The organism is Serratia sp. OS31, assembly GCF_014164835.1.
Lineage (GTDB): Bacteria > Pseudomonadota > Gammaproteobacteria > Enterobacterales > Enterobacteriaceae > Serratia > Serratia liquefaciens_A.
Map to the genome: position 1 here is coordinate 1 of NZ_JACJFQ010000031.1, position 19,060 is coordinate 19,060.

The 19,060-nt window shown below is 49.6% G+C and carries 20 protein-coding genes, 1 other RNA gene and 1 pseudogene; 4 read left to right on the top strand and 18 right to left on the bottom strand.

Annotation, left to right across the window (positions count from 1 at the left end; genetic code table 11):
• The 10 genes and pseudogenes from H5P17_RS21015 to H5P17_RS21060 form a co-directional block, all read right to left on the bottom strand.
• Window positions 1-571, bottom strand: a 571-nt coding sequence (locus H5P17_RS21015) for a hypothetical protein (protein WP_370570051.1), incomplete at its 3' end; no start/stop codon positions are given.
• A complete protein-coding gene (locus tag H5P17_RS21020) occupies window positions 553-1,464 on the bottom strand; it encodes a hypothetical protein (RefSeq protein WP_182825004.1) in 912 nt (303 codons plus the stop codon). The genes H5P17_RS21020 and H5P17_RS21015, both read right to left, overlap by 19 nt.
• 167 nt (window positions 1,465-1,631) lie before the next feature.
• Window positions 1,632-2,707 (bottom strand): annotated as a pseudogene (locus H5P17_RS21025) (integrase domain-containing protein); the annotation flags it as partial.
• A 339-nt stretch (window positions 2,708-3,046) separates the two neighbouring features.
• A complete protein-coding gene (locus tag H5P17_RS21030; protein ID WP_255477973.1) occupies window positions 3,047-3,742 on the bottom strand; it encodes a hypothetical protein in 696 nt (231 codons plus the stop codon).
• A gap of 453 nt (window positions 3,743-4,195) precedes the next feature.
• Complete coding sequence (locus tag H5P17_RS21035) at window positions 4,196-6,529, bottom strand: primase-helicase zinc-binding domain-containing protein (protein WP_182825006.1); 2,334 nt, start codon at window positions 6,527-6,529, stop codon at window positions 4,196-4,198.
• Between the two features lie 12 nt (window positions 6,530-6,541).
• Complete coding sequence (locus H5P17_RS21040; RefSeq protein WP_182825008.1) at window positions 6,542-6,880, bottom strand: DUF5375 family protein; 339 nt, start codon at window positions 6,878-6,880, stop codon at window positions 6,542-6,544.
• A complete protein-coding gene (locus H5P17_RS21045) occupies window positions 6,877-7,140 on the bottom strand; it encodes a hypothetical protein (protein ID WP_115058178.1) in 264 nt (87 codons plus the stop codon). The genes H5P17_RS21040 and H5P17_RS21045 overlap by 4 nt, the downstream gene beginning before the upstream one ends.
• Window positions 7,137-7,679: a host cell division inhibitor Icd-like protein gene (locus H5P17_RS21050; RefSeq protein WP_182825105.1), complete on the bottom strand. Its 543-nt coding sequence runs from the start codon at window positions 7,677-7,679 to the stop codon at window positions 7,137-7,139. The genes H5P17_RS21045 and H5P17_RS21050 overlap by 4 nt, the downstream gene beginning before the upstream one ends.
• Before the next feature lie 5 nt (window positions 7,680-7,684).
• On the bottom strand, window positions 7,685-7,930 hold the full coding sequence (locus tag H5P17_RS21055; RefSeq protein WP_182825010.1) for a hypothetical protein: 246 nt from the start codon (window positions 7,928-7,930) through the stop codon (window positions 7,685-7,687).
• On the bottom strand, window positions 7,927-8,187 hold the full coding sequence (locus H5P17_RS21060; RefSeq protein WP_182825012.1) for an AlpA family transcriptional regulator: 261 nt from the start codon (window positions 8,185-8,187) through the stop codon (window positions 7,927-7,929). The genes H5P17_RS21055 and H5P17_RS21060 overlap by 4 nt, the downstream gene beginning before the upstream one ends.
• Window positions 8,188-8,732: 545 nt before the next feature.
• Between H5P17_RS21060 and H5P17_RS21065 the strand changes: the two genes are divergently transcribed.
• Window positions 8,733-9,458 carry an NAD-dependent aldehyde dehydrogenase gene (locus H5P17_RS21065; RefSeq protein WP_182825014.1) on the top strand — a complete coding sequence of 242 codons (726 nt, stop codon included), beginning with the start codon at window positions 8,733-8,735 and terminating at the stop codon, window positions 9,456-9,458.
• Window positions 9,455-9,709 (top strand): ogr/Delta-like zinc finger family protein, encoded by a 255-nt coding sequence (locus tag H5P17_RS21070; RefSeq protein ID WP_046374795.1) that lies wholly within the window; start codon window positions 9,455-9,457, stop codon window positions 9,707-9,709. Before H5P17_RS21065 ends, H5P17_RS21070 begins: the two co-directional genes overlap by 4 nt.
• Window positions 9,710-10,323: 614 nt before the next feature.
• Here H5P17_RS21070 and H5P17_RS21075 read toward each other — a convergent pair.
• From H5P17_RS21075 to smpB, 5 genes are all read right to left on the bottom strand, one after another.
• Window positions 10,324-10,872 (bottom strand): SLATT domain-containing protein, encoded by a 549-nt coding sequence (locus H5P17_RS21075; protein WP_182825016.1) that lies wholly within the window; start codon window positions 10,870-10,872, stop codon window positions 10,324-10,326.
• A gap of 64 nt (window positions 10,873-10,936) precedes the next feature.
• Window positions 10,937-12,205, bottom strand: a complete 1,269-nt coding sequence (locus H5P17_RS21080) for a nucleotidyltransferase (RefSeq protein WP_182825018.1) — start codon at window positions 12,203-12,205, stop codon at window positions 10,937-10,939.
• Window positions 12,206-12,652: 447 nt separating this feature from the next.
• A complete protein-coding gene (locus tag H5P17_RS21085) occupies window positions 12,653-13,846 on the bottom strand; it encodes an integrase domain-containing protein (RefSeq protein WP_182825020.1) in 1,194 nt (397 codons plus the stop codon).
• A gap of 194 nt (window positions 13,847-14,040) precedes the next feature.
• Window positions 14,041-14,404, bottom strand: a transfer-messenger RNA (tmRNA) gene (gene ssrA, locus H5P17_RS21090).
• Between the two features lie 49 nt (window positions 14,405-14,453).
• The gene (smpB, locus tag H5P17_RS21095; protein WP_020828274.1) at window positions 14,454-14,936 is read right to left on the bottom strand and encodes an SsrA-binding protein SmpB; all 483 of its coding nucleotides are present in this window, start codon (window positions 14,934-14,936) and stop codon (window positions 14,454-14,456) included.
• A 161-nt stretch (window positions 14,937-15,097) separates the two neighbouring features.
• Here smpB and H5P17_RS21100 point away from each other — a divergent pair, with 161 nt between their 5' ends.
• Window positions 15,098-15,532 carry a type II toxin-antitoxin system RatA family toxin gene (locus tag H5P17_RS21100; protein WP_020828273.1) on the top strand — a complete coding sequence of 145 codons (435 nt, stop codon included), beginning with the start codon at window positions 15,098-15,100 and terminating at the stop codon, window positions 15,530-15,532.
• Window positions 15,525-15,809 (top strand): RnfH family protein, encoded by a 285-nt coding sequence (locus H5P17_RS21105; RefSeq protein ID WP_044554525.1) that lies wholly within the window; start codon window positions 15,525-15,527, stop codon window positions 15,807-15,809. Before H5P17_RS21100 ends, H5P17_RS21105 begins: the two co-directional genes overlap by 8 nt.
• Window positions 15,810-15,923: 114 nt before the next feature.
• On the opposite strand, the gene bamE is transcribed toward H5P17_RS21105, so the two are convergent.
• The 3 genes from bamE to nadK form a co-directional block, all read right to left on the bottom strand.
• Entirely contained in the window at window positions 15,924-16,262 is a 339-nt protein-coding gene (gene bamE, locus H5P17_RS21110) for an outer membrane protein assembly factor BamE (RefSeq protein WP_012146393.1), read from the bottom strand.
• 113 nt (window positions 16,263-16,375) lie between these two features.
• Window positions 16,376-18,037 (bottom strand): DNA repair protein RecN, encoded by a 1,662-nt coding sequence (gene recN / locus H5P17_RS21115; RefSeq protein ID WP_182825022.1) that lies wholly within the window; start codon window positions 18,035-18,037, stop codon window positions 16,376-16,378.
• Window positions 18,038-18,123: 86 nt separating this feature from the next.
• On the bottom strand, window positions 18,124-19,002 hold the full coding sequence (nadK, locus tag H5P17_RS21120; protein WP_020828270.1) for an NAD(+) kinase: 879 nt from the start codon (window positions 19,000-19,002) through the stop codon (window positions 18,124-18,126).
• Window positions 19,003-19,060 lie beyond the last annotated feature (58 nt).

The following is a 19,060-nucleotide window of genomic DNA, read 5'->3' on the forward strand; positions in this document are numbered from 1 at the left end:
CCCACGGAAAAGTATCCTTTGTTTGACCGGCCATATGTAATTCGGAACTAAGGCAAAAAGCATAATCTTCTCCAAAATGTAAGTCAGATAAAACTAATATTTTATTCTTTTTGATACTTTTTCTTTGGAATTTATTTTGCTTTTTGGGAGTCTCATGGCTACTTATTAGATAAGTAGGGTTTCCATTCTCTGCAAATTGAGAATCAAAATCAATTGAATATGAGTCAACTAGTTCTATTTTTGTGAATACAAACCACATATATACTTTTTGAACATTACTTCTATAGTATGAGGGAACTTGATGTAGTTGAGTATCATCTGGTGGAGTATCCCATACCCTAGATAAAGTAGCTTTATATAGCTTATTAAGATCCCTGTTAATTAAATAAACATATTCTTTGTTATACTGCGAAACAAATTCTATTTCCTGAGATGTTAAAGTCTCAGTATCTTTTTTCCACCAACCCCAGCGAACCGCACCTAAATTTTCAATAATTGACTGATGGGCAGGTATAGTGCTAATTGTTTCCTCTGGGTCTCTAAATCGTAATACTAACAGTTTTGAATCCATTTTTTCATCCGTTTGTATGGTGGTTTAGGTATGTCCCATGAAGATAGTTCAGGGAATTCATCGGTGAGATATCTCGTATTGCCAGTGGCTATTAGCTCGTCAAAGCAATCTATTAACTTTGTAGGGTTGCCTATTGCAGCAACTTCATTTTCTGAGCTCCATAATTCAATGTTTTCTCGCCCTAATGCTCTTTGACTAACTGAAGGCCAGATCCAACCATTAGCATGATCAATTTTTTTTATTTTATATAGCTCATGCTTATGAATGGTATCTTTGATTGCAATTTGATAATTGTTTAATATATAACGATGCCATTTATCTCCCATTGATTTATATTCTAAAAGAGTAGGTGTTGATTTTATTTTTATTAGGACTAAATCACCAAATCTAGAGGGGGAGGGAATTGATTTTTTGTATGTGTTTTTTTCAAACTCAGGGATTTCATAGGATAATATATTTTCATGAGTTGTTATATCCCCCCAAGTATTTATCCATGAGTAAAGTTCGTCCTTTTCTTTTTTTGCTAAAGGTCTTGTGCTATCAGGCCAAATTGACAATATAATTATCGCATGTCTCCCAGCAGAATTTGCAGCCCATGAAAGCCATCTGTAGTAAACGTCTAGATACCATGGGGGATCCATTACTACATTTGCAAAATCACCTATAAAGGCTGGAGAATTATTAACATCAATGTGTAAATGATGCTTTGCAATCTGAATTGGATGCCAGTCTACTAAGGTGACATTACGATTTTCATCATCAAGTTTCGAGGCTACTGTAGGAACACCTATTGCCAAAGTAGGATCTTTATTGCACAAGCTAGCTATATAATCAGCTGTCTCATTGGTAAATCTCCAGTCGTAATCTAGTGGATGTGGGTCTGGTCTCTCCATAAATCTCGATTATCCTCAAGTAATTCCATGGTAAAAAGATTCTACTAGAAACTAGTCACAGTGTTCACTTGATTTTTAAATTTTTAACTTTCAATGCATTAGGCTGTGATGGGTCTGTGACCTGCTCCCTGTTGATTAATACACAGCGATGTTAGTAATGTCTTCCCTGCCTCTATGACATCGGCATTAAACTCAGCTTCATTCATGGCTGTACTTGCGATAGAACGCAATCCATGAGCAACAAGCTTACCGCCATAACCGATACGTTTTAGTGCCGCATTGGCCGTTTGACTATTCATTGGTTTACGTGGGTCATTGCGGCTTGGGAATACGTGCTCACGCCTGCCACTGATAGGGTGCATAATTTCCAGTATCTCTAATGCTTGGTTTGACAGTGGAACGATGTGATCACGTTTAGCCTTCATCCGTTCTGCCGGGATACGCCATTCACGGTTTTCAATATCGATCTCAGCCCATGCGGTTGCGGAGGCCTCAGCAGAGCGTATCAGTGTCAGCAACTGCCATTCAAGCAAGCAACGGGTGGGTATCGATAGATTGCTCATCGAGATAGTACGCATCAGTTTAGGCAATTCTTCGGGCCTTATAGTTGGCATATGCTGCTTCTTAGGCCGCTCGAATGCATTACCAATACCAGAAGCCGGATTAGCATCAATCAAGCCAGTGTTGACGGCGTAGATCATGATTTCGTTAATGCGCTGTACCAAACGCCGGACTGTCTCTAATGCGCCACGGGCCTTAATAGGTTCTAACACTTGGATCAGCAAACGCGCTTTGATGTCTTGAACCGGAACATTCTCGATAGATGGCAGTATGTCTTTTTCAAGAGAACGCCAGATGTCTTCAGCATGCTTAGCGCTGACGCTGGCCTGTTTCAATGCGAACCATTGTTTTGCCACATTCAGGAAAATGCTTTCTTGGGCTACCTGCTTTTGTTTCGCCTCTTCTGCTTCTTTGGCCTGTGGGTCAATGCCTCTTGCCAGTATCGCGAGCTTTTCGGCACGTATTTGCCGGGCGTCGGCAAGTTATAGGGCAGGGTAGGCACCGAGGCTAACCATAGTACGTGAGCTGGTGCCGGGGCGAAGGTAGCGTAAGCGCCACAATTTCTTGCCGGTGGTTTTGACTAACGGGAACAAGCCGTCACCGTCATGCAGGGTGAGGTCTTTCTCTATGGCTTTGGCTTTTTGTACTACGGTATGTGAGAGGGGCGTGTAGTCCGCGCCACGCAAGGATTCTTCCATAATCGGTATACGTTTATGGCATACATTTTAACGTATACCTAAACGTATACCAATAAATCCCGGATTTAGCTGGATGTTCTCGGACTACTACAGACACAAAAAAGCCCGCAAACCTAGGTGGTATGCGGGCCTTCCGTACTTCTCCGGACTTATCTGGTAATACCCGGATCATCATTTGGGCTGGGGGAATCTGAATGAATTGATTATCTTGTTGTATTAATTAGTAAAATTTGAGTTCAGATTTGTTGCGTGTACCTAAGCGTGTACCAATGCAGAAAAGTGACACTGATTTAGAGGGCGATTCTAGAATCAGGTATCATCAATTAGCGCCTTTTTTCCCATGCTTGTTTGATGAGCTGCACATCAGGTTTGAAGCGCGACATGTGGCGGATACCTACCACAGGCACATTGAATTGCTTAAACCGTGCTGTAAAGCAGAGCGTAGAGTAGTAGCGGTTTCGGCTTATGTACTCGGGTTCATCGCCATCGCCGAATGTTTTTAATAGCAAGCGCGCTGCTGAGTGAGAGTTCATTCCGTTACTGTAAGCAATAATTAGCTCAGGCTTGCAGAGGGGGACGGTAATATCTTTAAAGAAATCCATCGATTTTTCAATCAGGCGCTCCAAACTGCCAATCACGCTCTCTTGAGCACTTTTTTTGAGCGACAGGGCATCTTTAGAGCACATGAGTAATGCGTTAGTGTAGACGGTATCTTGCCAGCTAAAACCTAGCTGCTCGGGGACTGATTGCAGGCGATTTGCCAAATGTTTGATACCCCATTCACCTTTAGTACCGGCCTGAACATTAGAGAAATAAGGTGAATTAAAGCCGTTTATCACTGCTTCAGCATTTGTAAAACCGTCATCTGCAGATGAACCGTTGAATCCGACCATGATTAAGCGTTTTCTTGCTGGCTGGGCGGCCAGTAATTCGAAGGAGCAGTCATAAGGGCGGCCGGGGAGCTTGCTTAAACCATGGCGCTCTAATCCTTCCATAATTACTTTCTTGGTCGTTTCCATCTTAGCGGTTATCCCTTAAATGAGTCTGTTTTTAGCTCTGCCCCATGATAGATCCAATCCGTCATCTCGCTCAGAAAAAAAGATTTATAGAAAAACTAGTCACACTGTTCACTTTTGATTTTAATTGTTTAAAAACAACAGATTAATCGGTGACTAGTCGGTGATGAGTTTGCTCTGACTGGTCACTCACAGTGAACAGTCAGACCCCAAAATGCAAAATACCGGCCTGAACCGGTGATTTATTGCGCTGTGGGTGAATGGCAGGGCGAGATTTTAAGCAGAGAAAAGGCCTGCAATGCAGGCCTGAGTAGTCACCACTACAGGGGTCCCCGGTGTTGGGTGTATGCGGTTTGTACAGGGGAACTATAAGTGCCCTCACACAACAGCGTCCAATGGGTTCGGCAGATCAATAAAAGCCTATTGATCGGCAGAAACGATCGTGATGCCATTCGCTCAGCGCATTTCACACTTGGGGAGCCAGTCGGCTTCACAGTCTTCGCTCAATATCAGGTTGGTCTGCATCCCCTGATTGGTCTTGCGTTTCAATAGCGCTATTTCGTACTCAACCAGAGTTTGCGGTACGGCACGCCCGAACGCGGTCAGATTCAATGGGTACTTGTGCCCTCGCGCTTCCATGTAAGAGAGGTAAGCGTGATACAGGTATTTGCGCGGGTTCGCCGGGGTAATGTTGGCATTGCCGATATAGAGGCCGTCAGGCGCATTGACTGCCAGCAGGTAGCCACAAAAATCGACCAGAGGATCGGCACTGCGTTTAATCTCCAGCGCTTCATCGGAGTTCTGTTGCGCTTCCAGCAATACGCGGGCGTCACTGGGCGCGGCAAAACGCTTCATCAGATGGCGTACGATCACCGCCAGTTCACCGGTGATTTTTGCCAGCAACTGCGGGTCACGCTCGTTGGCCGGTATCACCTCCGGGAACGGCAGGATCACCCGGCGACGGGACACGCCGCCGCTGCGGTCACTGAACTGCATCGGGTTGTTATTCACCGCCAGTATCACCGCCGGAATGTGCGTGGAGTAGGCATCCCGGTATTTCGGGTCGATAGCCACCGCATCGCCGCCGGTGATCGCTTTGATGCCCGCACCGTCACCGCTCCATTTCTCTTGGTCAGGCAGGATAATCAGCGAGAACCCGACCACGGAGGCGCGTTCCCGTGACGATTCCAGCGTATCAATGGTGGCCGAGGTGGTGTTGTCTTTTCCCGCCAGCAAGCTGGCTATCGCGGCCATCACGCTTTTACCGCTGCCACCGGGGCCGGTGACTTCAAGGAACAGTTGCCAGTCATAGCGGTTCGCCAGCACCATAAACAGCGCGGCAAGAATACGTGCCTGCTTGTCGGGTTGCTGCCCCGCTGCGCGTGTCAACCAACGCCAGAAGTGCGGGGCATGGTCGGCCAGATTTTCCCCGGCCTTGGGCGGCGTGTAATCCACGCTGTTGACGGTACGCAGCCAGTGCGTTTTCTGGTGTGCGCTGAATTGCCCGGTGGCGGTATCAAATACCCCGTTACGAAAGCCAATCAGGTGGCGTGCCGGCGTGCCCATTTGCGGCACCATCAGCCTGAGCGTGTCCAGAATGCTGTTGATACCCGCAGCCGAGAACGGGGCGCGGATTTTCTGGAACAGCGCGGCAATTTCGCGGCTGAGTACCCGGTACGGTAACACCTGCCATGCGCCGTTTTCATAGCGGCACAGGTCTTCACCGACCGGTGGCACGGCCAGCAGGTGCTGGTAGTGCTCCGCCAGCAGTTCGGCCTTTTCACTGGCGCTCAGGGCTTTCAGGTCGGCATCGCTGAGCGTATCAAACGGGCTGGCAGGCTTGGGCTGGCTAAAGGCCGCCAACTGCGCAAGCGCGGCCTGCTTGCCTTGCTGCTGGTAAACGTCGTTCCAGTCGCCGGTTTCGGACGGTAACGCCAGTTTGCCGCCGCTCAGTTGCGCGGCCTCGGCGGCGCGGGCCTGCCCGGTGCCGTTCTCGTCATTGTCAGCTGCCAGCAGCAACAGCGCGTCAGGATAGTGGGTGCGTAACTGCTGCGCCATGGCGGGCAGGTTATTGGCGCTGAGCGCAACGCAGACACTTTCCCCGGTCAGTTGATGCACGGTCAGGCCGGTGGCGTAGCCCTCGGTCAGCCAGATAACGGCATTATCTTGCCCGTGAAGGAAATGGCAGGTGTTTTTTACCTGTCCCCCGGCCAACGTGCGTTTGTCGCCTGCGGCATTGATTAACTGGACGTTGACCACCTCCCCGGCGCTGTCGGTCAGGGGGATCAGCAGATCGCCGGGCTGGTAAGTGATACCGCCCACGCGCAGTGACGGCCCCTGTAATGTCAGGGCGTCAGTGTCCGGCCAGCCCTTGGCGGTCAGATAAGCATTCCCAGCCTGTTGTCGGGCGCTGGCAAGCAGTTGTCTGGCCTGCTGCGCTGCATGATGCTGTGCCTGCGCTTTGTCTTGCTGTTCCTGTTCGGGATTGTGCTTCGCCAAGGTGCTGCCCGACGGCTCACCCAATACCCCGGCCACCTTCACGGCGGCCTCTTTGGCGGTCACGGCCAGTGCCTTTTCGACCAGATTCAGGCCATCGCCACCGCCGCACTGGTTGCAAAACCATGTGCCACGGCCCTGCAGGTTATCAAAGCGAAAGCGGTCTTTGCCGCCGCAGACCGGGCAAGGCTGCGCCCGGCCCCCGGCGGTAATATGAATGCCCAGCGCGGGGAGCAAGACCGGCCAGTGGCCGGTCGCTGCACGTGAGGTGTGAGAAACGCTTAATGCGGTCATTGTTTTGCTCCCTCAGTGCACGGTGGTGTTACAGATGACGGCCATCCGGCCACAGCACAGCTCATCCATCATCTTTTGGCCGAGCATTGTCAGGCGTGGCGGCGCCACCAGAATATCCGGCTGCACCATGTCACTGAGCATGGTGCAGGCCATATCCATGCCCACCTCCGCGCCGTGCTGGCGAACAAAGTAGCCCTCAATGTCCATCGCAATCGCCATTTGCAGTTCATACAGCGTGTAGCCGGGGTTCACCCGGTAAAAGGCGCAGGTATCGAGATAGGCATGGGCCAATGCGCGGCGGTAAACGGCGGTACGGACTTCAACGGGTAAACAAGACTGTGGGGTGTTCATGCGGCGGAAGCCTCCATGCTGGCGAGAATGTGGGAATCACAGGTTTTGACGACCTGCCCGAGCTGGTCAGTGAGTACCGCAATGACAGACGCAAAGGCGGCTTTTTGAGCGGTGTCCGGGTGCTGACCGGTCGATTCGAGCGTGTCCAGCATGTCGAGAAACAGCACGCCGGTAGAATGCGCGTGCTGAAGACGCAGGAAGTCAGCATGCGGAATAGGATAGAAGGTTTCACTGTGGAAACGGGCGGCCAGCGTATTCATGCCACCCCCTGCACGGGCAGACGGCCCGCAAACGACAGAATGTAGTCACGCGCCAACAGGCGGCGGGCGCTGTGCTCGGAATCCGCCACGGTGCGCAGCATGCACGGGGTTGCCGTCAGGGCAGTACGGCGAATGGCCGCAAACAGGAAACAGAATTTAGGATGAGTCGGGGTGAGGGTCGTAGCCATGGTGGCAGCCTCCAATAAGTATTGGTTATTGCTACCACCGAAGTTCTCACGCAAGGGTGGTAGCCCAGACGGGGGTGAGAAACCGGCCTTATTGGAAACCGGCCAGCCCGAAGGCTGCCCCGCCTGAGCCACCATTGTTTGACAGCCACAGTAGCATAGAAACCACTGTGCAAAAAATGAGCGCACTAAGGCTACGACATAAAAAAACACGCTCGGCGCGTGTGGTGTCGCCAATAAGTTACACGGGTTCTCACGCCCGGCTGCCGATTGTGCGACAGCAGGGGGACTATAGCGCAGTGCCGGACGCGGGAGCAAGCCGTAAGACGCCCCCGGATGTTCAATCGATCGCATAGTGATCAACAGTCGGTAAGTTGGTCGTGACGAGTATCGGCGGCAGCGTTGGTCAGCGGCACCGGCACGGCACGGAACAGGCGCGGTTCGGCCTGGCTACTGGCCAGGCGGATCACGCCGTGCTTATCGCTGCGGTGTTCCGGTAAGGCAATATCCGGCTGTTTGCGTTGCAACAGGATGGCTTCCGCCACAAACAGTGCGTCGTTGTCGCTCAAGGTAAAGTGCTGGCGACCAAAGGTTAACCGCATCATGCTGTGGCCCCCTGATGACGGTTGGCGATACGTCCAGCCATCCAGCTTTCGACTTCTGATTCGAGCCATGCCACGGTTTTGCCGCCAAGGGATATTTGGGCCGGGAATTGCTTGCGGGTCATCATCTCGTAGACGGTAGAGCGTGAAAGCCCGGTGGTGTACAGCACTTCCGGCAGGCGAATGAAGCGATCGCGTGGCGTGTAATCAACCGGGATGGGTGAGAGTGTGGAAGGGGTCTGTGTGGCAACTGCAAGCATGGAATGCTACCTCGTTTATGCCCGGTGGGATCTCACCGGCGCTATGTGGGTTCGTTTGGTAGCGCCCTATTATGTGAATATTTTCCCGGTTGGCAACAAGGTGTTGTTGTGTGATGAACTAAGGAATTGCACGTAAAAACAAATAATTGCACTAAGTTGCATTAGCCCACGGCTCCTCACCCTTCCTCACTTTTAACTCATAGCTTTCAGCAATCAAAAAGCCATTTATAAATAGGCATGAACATCAAAAATAAATCTAACCATGGCTAGCCAGAGAAAAGACCTTTTTTAGAAAAGTGAACAGTAGTGAACACTCGGTGATGAGTTTTAGATAAACTGTTCACTACTTTATTTGCTGATTTATATACATTTTCTATTAAAGTGAACAGTAGTGAATAGTTTTTATAAGAACTAAAATCTTGTTGGTGGTTTTCTCGTCAGATTTTGGGGCTGTTGTCCTGCGGACAGTCCAACCGGGATGAATGGCGATGTTGTACGGCAGTCAGCAGAATAGCCTCATATTGACTGACACCGGAGATAGCCCCATGAGCACGACTGCATTACCCCAGCACATCAACGACAAGCTGCAAGCCCTGCGTGATGCCCGCGCCGCCCACGACAAAAACTATCAGGCACTGACAGACGTCATTACGGGGATTGCCCGCTGTCATCAACAGAAGAAAGACACGGAAGTGGAAAGTCATGAGGCAGAAAGCCAGTGGCGCGCCCTGTTTCGTAAGCTGCGCGGGGAAATGACCCCGGAACTGCAAGCGCAGCATCACAGCCGGATTTCCAAACGGGAGCTGGCGAAAGAGTTCGACGGTCTGGTTGAAGAAATGGAGCTGGACAAAATGCAGCTTCACCTCAGTTGCGGCAGAACAGCCCCGGAAGTGGTGACGGCGCACGAAGCGGCCCTGAAGGCCTTTGCCGAACATGCGATGGATAAGGCCGTCGATGCCCTCAATGCCGCCATCCTCAGCGCCGAGGTGATTAATGCCTGCGCGTTGGCGAAACAGGCTTACGGCGTGTATTGGCGCGACCCGCAGGAAATGCTTGAAAAACGCCTGCTGGGGGCGCTGAGTGGTCGTGTTACTGCGGCCACAGCGCTACAGAACATTGAACACCCGGTGCTCAATGACATCGGTCTGACTATCCCTACTGAGACGGGAGTGTTGCCAGAACTGAAAAATAGCCCGATGACACGGATGAAGGTTGCGAGGGAGCTGGCGGAAAAACGTCAGCGCTTGCAACAGAAGGGGGCAAAATCATGATGCGTTGCCCACTGTGTACTCATTCGTCTTATACCCGTACCAGCCGTTATGTCACGGAACAGACGAAAGAAGCCTATTATCAGTGCCAAAATATCGTGTGCTCCTGCACATTTAAAACGGTAGAGAGCGTCGATAAGATTTTATGTCAGCCCATTCAAGCGGAAACGGTGACCGGTGATGATTTACCGCCGCCGGAAAAAAGGACATTAAATCGTTACCGCCGTTATAGCCGAAATCAAACACTTCACTGATTGAACTGCCCCCGCTGCAATGCTGATTTTGCTGCGGGGCTTTTACCGTTCCCCAAGCCTGAAAACAGCCTTTTTTCTGGCTAGCCTGCCTTAAATCGAGCGTGCATGCATAGGGTGCATGATTTCGCATTAATTCCCAGCCTCTCAAAACAGCCGAAACCCCGCGCCACAAGGGCTTACAGGGCCTCTGTGTCATGCATGAAATGTGCATGATAAAGTCAGAGCGCGTAGGCGAGGGAGTATTGCGCGCGCAGAGGTTTGAGCGGCTTTTCGTTTAATGCGTCAGCGCTTCGGTGAGGCGTCTATTTATTGCGATTTAACTCGGCAGGATGCTGGCACTATCGTGCCGTAACGGGCCGCTGAGTGCGCTTTTTCTGATTTGTGAATGGGGGAAAGCTGAGACGCTAAAACGCATCGGAGACCTGCCACTTATTGATTAACATAGCACGATGTTAGCAACATCCGCTTCTGGCACTGAACGGCACAGGCACCGCTCACTGACAGCTTTGAGAGAGGTGTGAATGGTAAAGACTTACTCAGGTAGAAATCGAAGAAACAGACCGGCCAGCATTATGATCATAGAGGAGTACATTGGTGGATATGAAGGCACAGGTCTATTTGCGTTTCAATTCAGCAGGAAGGAATTTATCGATCTCTTCATCCGAAAAAGTCATATCTTCGAGCTCCTTAAGTGCCTTTTGTGCCATCGAGTATGCTTTGTAATTCGTTGAGGGTGCTCCGGCATAAATTGCAGAAAGTTCGAACATCAGGGCATCCCTTTCCTTGAGGATCTCTTCAATGCTTTTAGTTTGCATCTTCAAATCTACGAGCAAGGATAAATATCTTTCTCTGATTAGCCACATATCCCCGGCTGCCTGTCTATGTTTCTGCGCTATAGTACCTAGGTCATAATCCTTCAAATATGAGTTTAGAAATAGAAGTATTGCTGAAAGTATTGACCCAATTACAGCACCAGTTTTAGCATCACCTATGACCGTAGTCATAAAACTGCCAGTAGTGATTGCCAAAAGAACTAGCTGCATGTTCTTCATGTTACTTAGTTTGCTTTGTAGAATATCCGCACATTTCTCATGCGTTTTATGCGTATAAACTATCCTTCCGTAGCATTCTCTAAGCTGTCCTTCCAATACATTTTTTTCCATTGTATTCACCATTGTTGTATGTTAGGTCAGTGTTAGTTTAACGCAGACCTAACATAAAGTATGTCTATTTATGTATCGGTACGTCAATTCTATCTCTTGCTACAACCTGATTATCGTATATAACATAACACTCTACAAAATGAGGTCCTGAGAAATCGGCCGTTTCGATACGTTCAGAATGCCCCTCATCGTTCAAAATCCCCCCTCTAAGCTTCCCTAGACGCTCAGCCTCATCACCTACATTTTTAATTTTCCATTTAATTTGATATGGTTGAGGTATATTTATCTCATCAACATAAAATCTTAATTTTCTGTTTCTACTAATCCCATGCCCTTCGCCAAGAAGATTTGAAAGAAGAGCTTCCAATAAATTATCATTTTTAATTTCACACTCGATAGAAACATGACCAAATAAATTCATTTCATATTGGTCTTCAATATACTGTTCAGAGGTATTTAAATTGCCAAATGAAAGAGTTCCCGAGTTAGGGAATGGTCTACCGAAAATTTTCTTCCAAGCTATGTTTTTTGAGCTTTCAGTGGTTGCAGATAAAGCTTCTTCACAATATGATTTTGTTAATGCCGCAACTTTATTAAATGATTTTTTAACGTTCACTTTTGAACGACTACCGGGAGCATAATAAAAATCCCTGTCACCTTCACGTACTAAGAATGTGAAAAAATCAAGAGATAGCTGATCATAGCTTTTAAAGCTCTTGTCATCATACTCGACTAAATCATAGAAAAATTTATAACAAAGCGTATCAATAAGGAATCCACTGATCTCAACTTCATGACGAGTCCTCCATGCTCGTATCATTTTAGATAGGCGCCTCAGATGTCCCTTTCTATCATCATTTAGCGTCCTAAAAGAAGACATCTCATCTCTAGGGTTACATACTTTCCAGGAACCACCATTATGTGTGTCTGGGTAATTAAAAGTACCATCTTCATTACAGAAAACTGGTACTACCTCAACTTCTTGATTATTAAATTTAACAACAACAACTTGCCCATCGCCGCGAATATCTGTGTTTTTATAAGCCTTTTTAATTTCTGTTTTCACTACCTGCAATAAATATGATTGCCGGTCTCGAAATCTTGGCCACTCGGTTGCAGGAAGAAAATAAAGCATGTCAAGGTCAGAGATACCTCGAATTCCTGTAAATCGCCCATAGGAACCAACCTGTAGTGAATTGGCTGTTTTTGAATCCATGTTATAAAAATATTGGTTTAAAGACTTAGTTATACGCCCGTATCTTTTACCAATTTGACCAGCATTGTCAATTTTTATATTATCTAGTAGAGCCTTAAAGTCAGCAGCTGTGCTCATGTGAAATCCTTATAAAATCAATAATTCTATAAAACCCCATAAACTACATTACTCCGATGTAATATTTTAATTCCTGACAAAAATAACATCAGTTGAGATGTTGTATTATAATGGTTTTTTTCCAAAAACCATGGAAATTAAATAGTATCAAACTGTAAAGCAAAACTCCATTGTCGCTTTAGGAACCCATACGAATCATAGGATTGATAAAAAACAATCATTCCACGCTATTGTAACATATTAACTAAAATTACAATCCTAAACTCTAGGGTTGTTTCACTCCTCGAATGACAACCTAGAGCGAGCACCCTTGGTGTATTTTTCTCTCCAAAAATAAACACTATGCGGAATTTTTAACATCCGCTTCTGGCACAGAGCTGTCTGTCAGATTAGGTATAGCCCTGAACCGTAAAGTGTCAGCTCAGATCTGAACTAATACATAGATGACTATTTTTTTGCGTATACTTCCGCTCCCCACCAATCCATTAACGCACGCCGCTGCTCAAGGTATGTAGAACGGTTATAGGCTCTTCGAACCTCATTCTTATCACAATGTGCAAGCGCAGCTTCAATCACGTCAGCATTAAACTCAGTCTCATTCATGGCTGTACTAGCGATCGACCGTAATCCATGAGCAACAAGCTTACCGCCATAACCTATCCGTTTTAATGCTGCATTTGCTGTCTGGCTGTTCATCGGCTTGCGTGGGTCATTACGGCTAGGAAAAACGTGTTCACGGTTACTACTGATAGGATGCATGATTTCGAGTATCTCCAGTGCCTGATCTGAGAGCGGAACAATATGCTCACGCTTAGCCTTCATACGTTCCGCCGGGATACGCCATTCACGGTTTTCTATATCGATCTCAGCCCATGCGGTTGCCGAGGCTTCTGCAGGACGTATAAGCGTAAGTAGCTGCCACTCAAGTAAGCAGCGGGTTGGGATTGATAAATTGCTCATCGAGATAGTGCGCATCAGCTTGGGCAATTCTTCGGGCCGTATAGTCGGCATATGCTGCTTCTTAGGTCGTTCGAATGCGTTACCAATACCAGAGGCCGGGTTAGCATCAATCAATCCGGTGTTAACTGCGTAAATCATGATTTCGTTGATGCGTTGAACTAATCGGCGAACGGTTTCTAATGCACCACGGGCCTTGATAGGTTCTAGCACCTGGATCAGCAAACGCGCTTTGATGTCCTGAACTGGAACATTCTCGATAGATGGCAGTATGTCTTTTTCAAGAGAGCGCCAAATGTCTTCAGCATGCTTAGCGCTGACGCTGGCCTGTTTCAATGCGAACCATTGCTTTGCCACGTTTAGGAAAATGCTTTCTTGGGCTATTTGTTGCTGTTCCGCTTCTTCTGCTTCTTTAGCCTGTGGGTCAATGCCGCGAACAAGCAGTGAAAGTTTTTCATCGCGGATTTGTCTTGCATCGGCCAATGAGAGTGCAGGATAAGCACCTAGGCTAACGTTAGTTCGTTTGTCAGTACCGGGGCGCTGGTAGCGTAGCCGCCACAGTTTTTTGCCACTTGTCTTGATCAGTAGGAACAGGCCATCGCCATCGTGCAGCGTATAGTCTTTGTCTTGAGGTTTAGCTTTGAGAATTTCATTGTGTGACAGGGGGCGTGTTACGCGCGCCATATCTAGCTTTCTTCCATAATTGGTACACGATTATTGGTACACATTATAGCGTGTACCTAAACATGTACCAATTATCTCTGGATTCAGGTGGATATTCTCGGACTACTACAGACACAAAAAAGCCCGCAAACCTAGGTGGTATGCGGGCTTTCCGTACTTCTCCGGACTTATCTGGTAATACCCGGATCATCATTTGGTGGAGCTGGGGGGATTTGAACCCCCGTCCGAAATTACTACACCGTCGGCACTACATGCTTAGTCCAATCTTTACATTCGCCGGTCAGCTGCGGATGGACACGCCACTAACAAACTAGCCTGATTGGATTTAACGCTTCAGCCCCAGGCAGGACATCCACGCGATCTCTTTTGGGTTTGACCTCTCTTGATCCCCGTCCTAAGAGCGGAGGCTAGGGAGAGAGGGCTCTTAGCAGGGTATTAAGCTGCTAGGGCGTAGTTTTCGTCGTTTGCGACTATTTTTTTGCGGCTTTTTACGAGGCCAACCGCCCCTCGGCATGCTCCTAGGGCTTCGCAAATCCCGTCGAATCCAGAATCAGCCCCAAGTAACTTTGTGCAGTATACCAGAAGTTTAACCCGTTAAGCCAGAGGCTTATCGGTTGGCGTGCTTCATGATACGGGCTTTCGCCGTCTGCCACTCACGATCTTTGATGTCATCGCGCTTATCGTGTTCTTTCTTGCCTTTGGCTACGCCGATTTTGACCTTGACCCAGGCATTTTTCCAATACATGGACAGGGCAACTACGGTATAGCCTTCGCGGTTTACGCGGCCGAACAACGAGTCCAGCTCGCGCTTGTTCAACAGCAGTTTGCGGGTACGTGTCGGGTCGCAGACCACATGGGATGAAGCCACGCTGAGCGGCGTGATGGTGGCGCCAAAAAGATAGGCTTCACCGTCACGGAAGGTCACGTAGCTGTCGCTGAGGTTGGCTTTGCCGGCACGCAACGATTTGACTTCCCACCCTTGCAGGGACAGGCCCGCCTCGATTTCTTCTTCAATGAAGTATTCGAAACGTGCTCGCTTGTTTTGCGCAATGGTGGCTGAACCAGGTTTGTGAGCTTTTTTCTTTGTCATAGTGCGTTCATTATACTGGATGCGTCAGCGAAAGAAATCCTTTACCGCTCAGCACCTGCGCAATTTTTCGCATTTTTGGCTCCTGTCTTGCATAGCAGATTTTTTGTTTGCCGATAGATAAATGGTATGATTTGTATGTTTTGTGTCTCACAGGAAATGATATGCCCCAGATCAGTCGGTCTGCGTTAGTGCCGTTCAGCGCCGAGCAGATGTACCAGTTGGTTAACGATGTTCATTCTTATCCCGATTTTCTGCCAGGTTGTACCGGTAGCCGGGTGATTAACGCGTCCAACAATGAAATGACCGCCGCGGTGGACGTTGCCAAAGCCGGTATCAGCAAAACTTTTACCACGCGCAATACGCTGCTGGATAACCAGAGCATCAATATGCAACTGGTTGACGGCCCGTTCCGCAAGTTGATGGGGGGCTGGCACTTTACGCCGCTCAGTCCGGAAGCCTGTAAGGTTGAGCTGCACCTGGACTTCGAGTTCACCAACAAACTGATCGAGTTGGCGTTCGGCAAGGTATTTAAAGAGTTAGCCGGCAATATGGTGCAGGCATTCACCCAGCGGGCGAAAGAGGTTTACAGTGTCTGAGATACGGGTTGAGGTGGTTTATGCCTTGCCGGAACGTCAGTATCTGCGCAATGTGAAACTGGCAGAGGGCAGCAGCGTTGAGCAGGCCATTGTGGCCTCCGGATTGCTGGAACTGCGCAGTGACATTGATTTGCAAAGTAACAAGGTAGGCATTTATAGCCGACCGGCCAAGTTGGGCGATGTGCTTAACGATGGCGACCGGGTGGAAATCTATCGCCCATTGATTGCCGATCCCAAAGAGCTGCGCCGTCAACGGGCAGAGAAGGCAAAAAAATAAGGCGCTGAATGCGCCTTAATTTTTATCAGAATTTTATCTTCCGAGTTGCAGCCTGTTACTGTCATGAAGAACTTGATTCGTCCCTCACGGGCCGGACGACAGTTCCTGTGCTGGTTACTTGGTCAGCGCAGGCTTGTTCTGAATATCCGTCAATACGCCCGCGCTGTTAAAGGTCAGCGTCAGAGTTTGCTGGGTAATATTTTCATGACCCGGCTGCTGGCGGAACACATAGAACCACGTCTGAGTACCGAACGGATCCTGCAACATTGGGGTTCCCAATGTATAAGCGACCTGTTGCTGGGTCATACCTTTTTGGATTTTAGCTACGTCGGTTGACGTCAGGTAGTTCCCTTGGTTGATGTCAGGCCGGTAAACCACCTTCTCAAAAGTAGAACAGCCTGCAGTCAGCATCACAAGAACCACAGCGGCGGCAGTCAGCGTTTTACAGCGCATAGTAATCACATTCCTTTAGGGCATAGGATGCCGATGATAATAGACCTTGCAGCAGTTGGAAACCTTTACAGGGCCCCAATATGACCTCAGGAAAGTAAAAAAGTTGAGCTTTTCTATGCAGCAAGCAGTTCTTTTGCGTTCGCCAGGGTGTTTCGGGTGACTTCGCTGCCGCCAAGAAGGCGCGCCAATTCTTGCAAACGAGCACGTTTATCCAACGGTGACATCTGCGTTTCGGTTTCCGTGCCGTCAGTCTGCTTGCTGACAAACAGGTGCTGATGCCCACAACCGGCCACCTGTGGAAGGTGGGTGACGCACATGACTTGGGTAGATTCTCCAAGTTGACGTAACAGGCGACCAACAATGGCGGCCGTTGGGCCGCTGATGCCGACGTCCACTTCGTCGAAAATCAGCGCCGGGGTTTCCATCTTGCGTGCGGTGATCACCTGGATGGCCAGCGCAATGCGGGACAGTTCGCCGCCGGAAGCCACTTTCGCCAGCGCTTGCAGCGGTTGGCCCGGGTTGGTGGACACGCAAAACTCGGTGCGGCTGGCCCCTTCAGCGCTCAAGTGTTGCGGCTCGAAGCGAACGTCGATATTGAATTTGCCGTGCGGCATGGAGAGGGCCTGCATGCTGTCGGTAATCAACGTGGTCAGCTCTGCGGCGTAGTGCTGGCGCTTCTGGTGCAATTGTTCCGCTAACAGCAGTGCCTGCTGATGATGCAGAGTGACCGCCTCGTTAAGGTGTTCGTGGTCGTTCTCTTGCTGCGACAGCAACTGCTGCTCATCCAGCATCTGTTGGTGCAGCTGTGGCAGTTCCTCTGGCGCAACGTGATGTTTCCGCGCCAGGTTAATTTGGCGCGAAAGACGCTGTTCAAGTTCTTGCAGGCGGTTGGGGTCCAGATCCATGCGATCGGCATAGTGACGCAGTTCGTCGCTGGCCTCACTGATTTGGATCGACGCCTCTTCCAGCATGTCCAGCAGGCCGCTGAGTTTCTCATCCATGCCGACCAGCTCAACCAGCAGGTGTTTGGCGGTGTATAGCTGGCTCAGCATATTGTTTTCTTCATCGTCGGCCAGCAATTGCAGGGTCTGCTGGCTGATGGTCAGCAGTTGGCCGCTGTTGGCCAGGCGTTTGAACTCCGAATCTATTTGTTCGAACTCGCCGGCCACGGGCGCAAAGTCGTTCAGCTCTTTCAATTGGTACTGCAGCAGCTGTTGACGTGCGTCGCGCTCGATGGACTGTTGCTGATGATGGGCCAGTTCGCGACAGCTTTGGTGCCAACGCTGATAAGCCTGTTGCATCTGCGCCAACAGAGCAGGTTCGTCGGCATAGGCGTCGAGCAGTTGTTTCTGGTGATCGGGCTTGAGCAGCAACTGGTGGGCATGCTGACCGTGGATTTGAATCAGCAACTGACCGAGTTCGCGCAGTTGCGAAAGCGGCACGGAAGTGCCGTTGATAAAGCCGCGCGAGCGGCCGTCTGCGTTGATGACCCGGCGCAGCAGGCACTCATTGCTGTCGTCCAGGTGGTTCTGTTCGAGCCATTGGCGTGCAGAAGGGGTATCTGCCAGTGAAAAACGGGCGCAGATATCGGCACGGGCGGCTCCCAGCCGGACGACGTTACCGTCGGTGCGGTTGCCGAGGCACAGCCCCAGCGCGTCGATGGCGATAGATTTACCGGCACCGGTTTCACCGGTAATCGCCGTCATACCCGGTTGAAAATCAATTTCCAACTCACGAACGATAGCAAAATTGCTGATGGTCAATTGCGCCAGCATGGGAACCTTCCTGTGTATAAACACATAACTGTAGTTTCATACAGTATAAACTGGTTTTATATACAGTAAAGGGGCTGGCGATATTTTTAGAACAATTTTTTAGACCAGCCCAGCTTGGTGCTTAACGTGTTGAAATAGCTGTAGTCCTTTGGATGAATAAGATTCAAATGGAAATCACTGCGGCGTATCAATACTTCCTCTCCTTCCTGGATTGGCAGTGCGATCTGGCTGTCGCAGCTGATTTCCAGATCGCTACCGATCTGCGAAAACTTCAGGCGAATGGTGCTGTTGCCGTTGATCACCAACGGGCGGGCCGAGAGGGTATGCGGGAACATCGGCACCAGTGCGATGGCTTCCAGCGATGGCGTCAGGATCGGGCCGCCGGCAGAAAGCGAATAGGCGGTCGAACCGGTCGGGGTAGCGATAATCAGGCCGTCAGAGCGTTGCGAGAAGGCGAAGCGATCGTCGATATACACCTCGAACTCGATCATGTGCGCCACTTTACCGGGGTGCAGCACCACTTCGTTGATGGCGGTGCTGATGCGGCACTGTTGGTTCTCTTTGTGCACGATGGTTTCCAGCAGGAAGCGCTGTTCATCGATGTATTCGCCCTCCAGCACGTCGGCCAGTTGCTGCAGCGCGTTGTCGGGATCGAGATCGGTCAGGAAGCCGAGATTGCCGCGGTTAACACCGATCACCTTGATGTCGTAGCGGGCCAGAACGCGTGCAGCGCCGAGCATATTGCCGTCGCCGCCGACCACTACCGCCAGGTCGGCTTTTTGGCCAATATCCGCCAGGCTGCCGGTTACCGCATCTTTTAGCCCCAAATCCTGAGCGATTTGGCGTTCAATCATCACTGAATAGCCTCGGGCGACTAACCAGTGAAACAACATCTCATGCGTTGCCAGCGCCGAAGGGTGACGCGGGTGGCCAACAATGCCAATACAGGCGAATTTTTTATTCATTGTTGTGATTTTCCTCACCGGGACCAGTTTATGCCCCACATTGTGACCGGTTGACTTG

Bases quoted from the DNA above. Each gene is read 5' to 3' on its own strand.
- smpB (WP_020828274.1), bottom strand. From the start codon at position 14,936: ATGACAAAGAAAAAAGCTCACAAACCTGGTTCAGCCACCATTGCGCAA.
- H5P17_RS21065 (WP_182825014.1), top strand. From the start codon at position 8,733: ATGAGCACGACTGCATTACCCCAGCACATCAACGACAAGCTGCAAGCC.
- nadK (WP_020828270.1), bottom strand. From the start codon at position 19,002: ATGAATAAAAAATTCGCCTGTATTGGCATTGTTGGCCACCCGCGTCAC.
- recN (WP_182825022.1), bottom strand. From the start codon at position 18,037: ATGCTGGCGCAATTGACCATCAGCAATTTTGCTATCGTTCGTGAGTTG.
- H5P17_RS21100 (WP_020828273.1), top strand. From the start codon at position 15,098: ATGCCCCAGATCAGTCGGTCTGCGTTAGTGCCGTTCAGCGCCGAGCAG.
- bamE (WP_012146393.1), bottom strand. From the start codon at position 16,262: ATGCGCTGTAAAACGCTGACTGCCGCCGCTGTGGTTCTTGTGATGCTG.
- H5P17_RS21020 (WP_182825004.1), bottom strand. From the start codon at position 1,464: ATGGAGAGACCAGACCCACATCCACTAGATTACGACTGGAGATTTACC.
- H5P17_RS21070 (WP_046374795.1), top strand. From the start codon at position 9,455: ATGATGCGTTGCCCACTGTGTACTCATTCGTCTTATACCCGTACCAGC.
- H5P17_RS21035 (WP_182825006.1), bottom strand. From the start codon at position 6,529: ATGACCGCATTAAGCGTTTCTCACACCTCACGTGCAGCGACCGGCCAC.
- H5P17_RS21045 (WP_115058178.1), bottom strand. From the start codon at position 7,140: ATGAATACGCTGGCCGCCCGTTTCCACAGTGAAACCTTCTATCCTATT.
- H5P17_RS21055 (WP_182825010.1), bottom strand. From the start codon at position 7,930: ATGATGCGGTTAACCTTTGGTCGCCAGCACTTTACCTTGAGCGACAAC.
- H5P17_RS21075 (WP_182825016.1), bottom strand. From the start codon at position 10,872: ATGGAAAAAAATGTATTGGAAGGACAGCTTAGAGAATGCTACGGAAGG.
- H5P17_RS21060 (WP_182825012.1), bottom strand. From the start codon at position 8,187: ATGCTTGCAGTTGCCACACAGACCCCTTCCACACTCTCACCCATCCCG.
- H5P17_RS21085 (WP_182825020.1), bottom strand. From the start codon at position 13,846: ATGGCGCGCGTAACACGCCCCCTGTCACACAATGAAATTCTCAAAGCT.
- H5P17_RS21040 (WP_182825008.1), bottom strand. From the start codon at position 6,880: ATGAACACCCCACAGTCTTGTTTACCCGTTGAAGTCCGTACCGCCGTT.
- H5P17_RS21080 (WP_182825018.1), bottom strand. From the start codon at position 12,205: ATGAGCACAGCTGCTGACTTTAAGGCTCTACTAGATAATATAAAAATT.
- H5P17_RS21050 (WP_182825105.1), bottom strand. From the start codon at position 7,679: ATGCGATCGATTGAACATCCGGGGGCGTCTTACGGCTTGCTCCCGCGT.
- H5P17_RS21030 (WP_255477973.1), bottom strand. From the start codon at position 3,742: ATGGAAACGACCAAGAAAGTAATTATGGAAGGATTAGAGCGCCATGGT.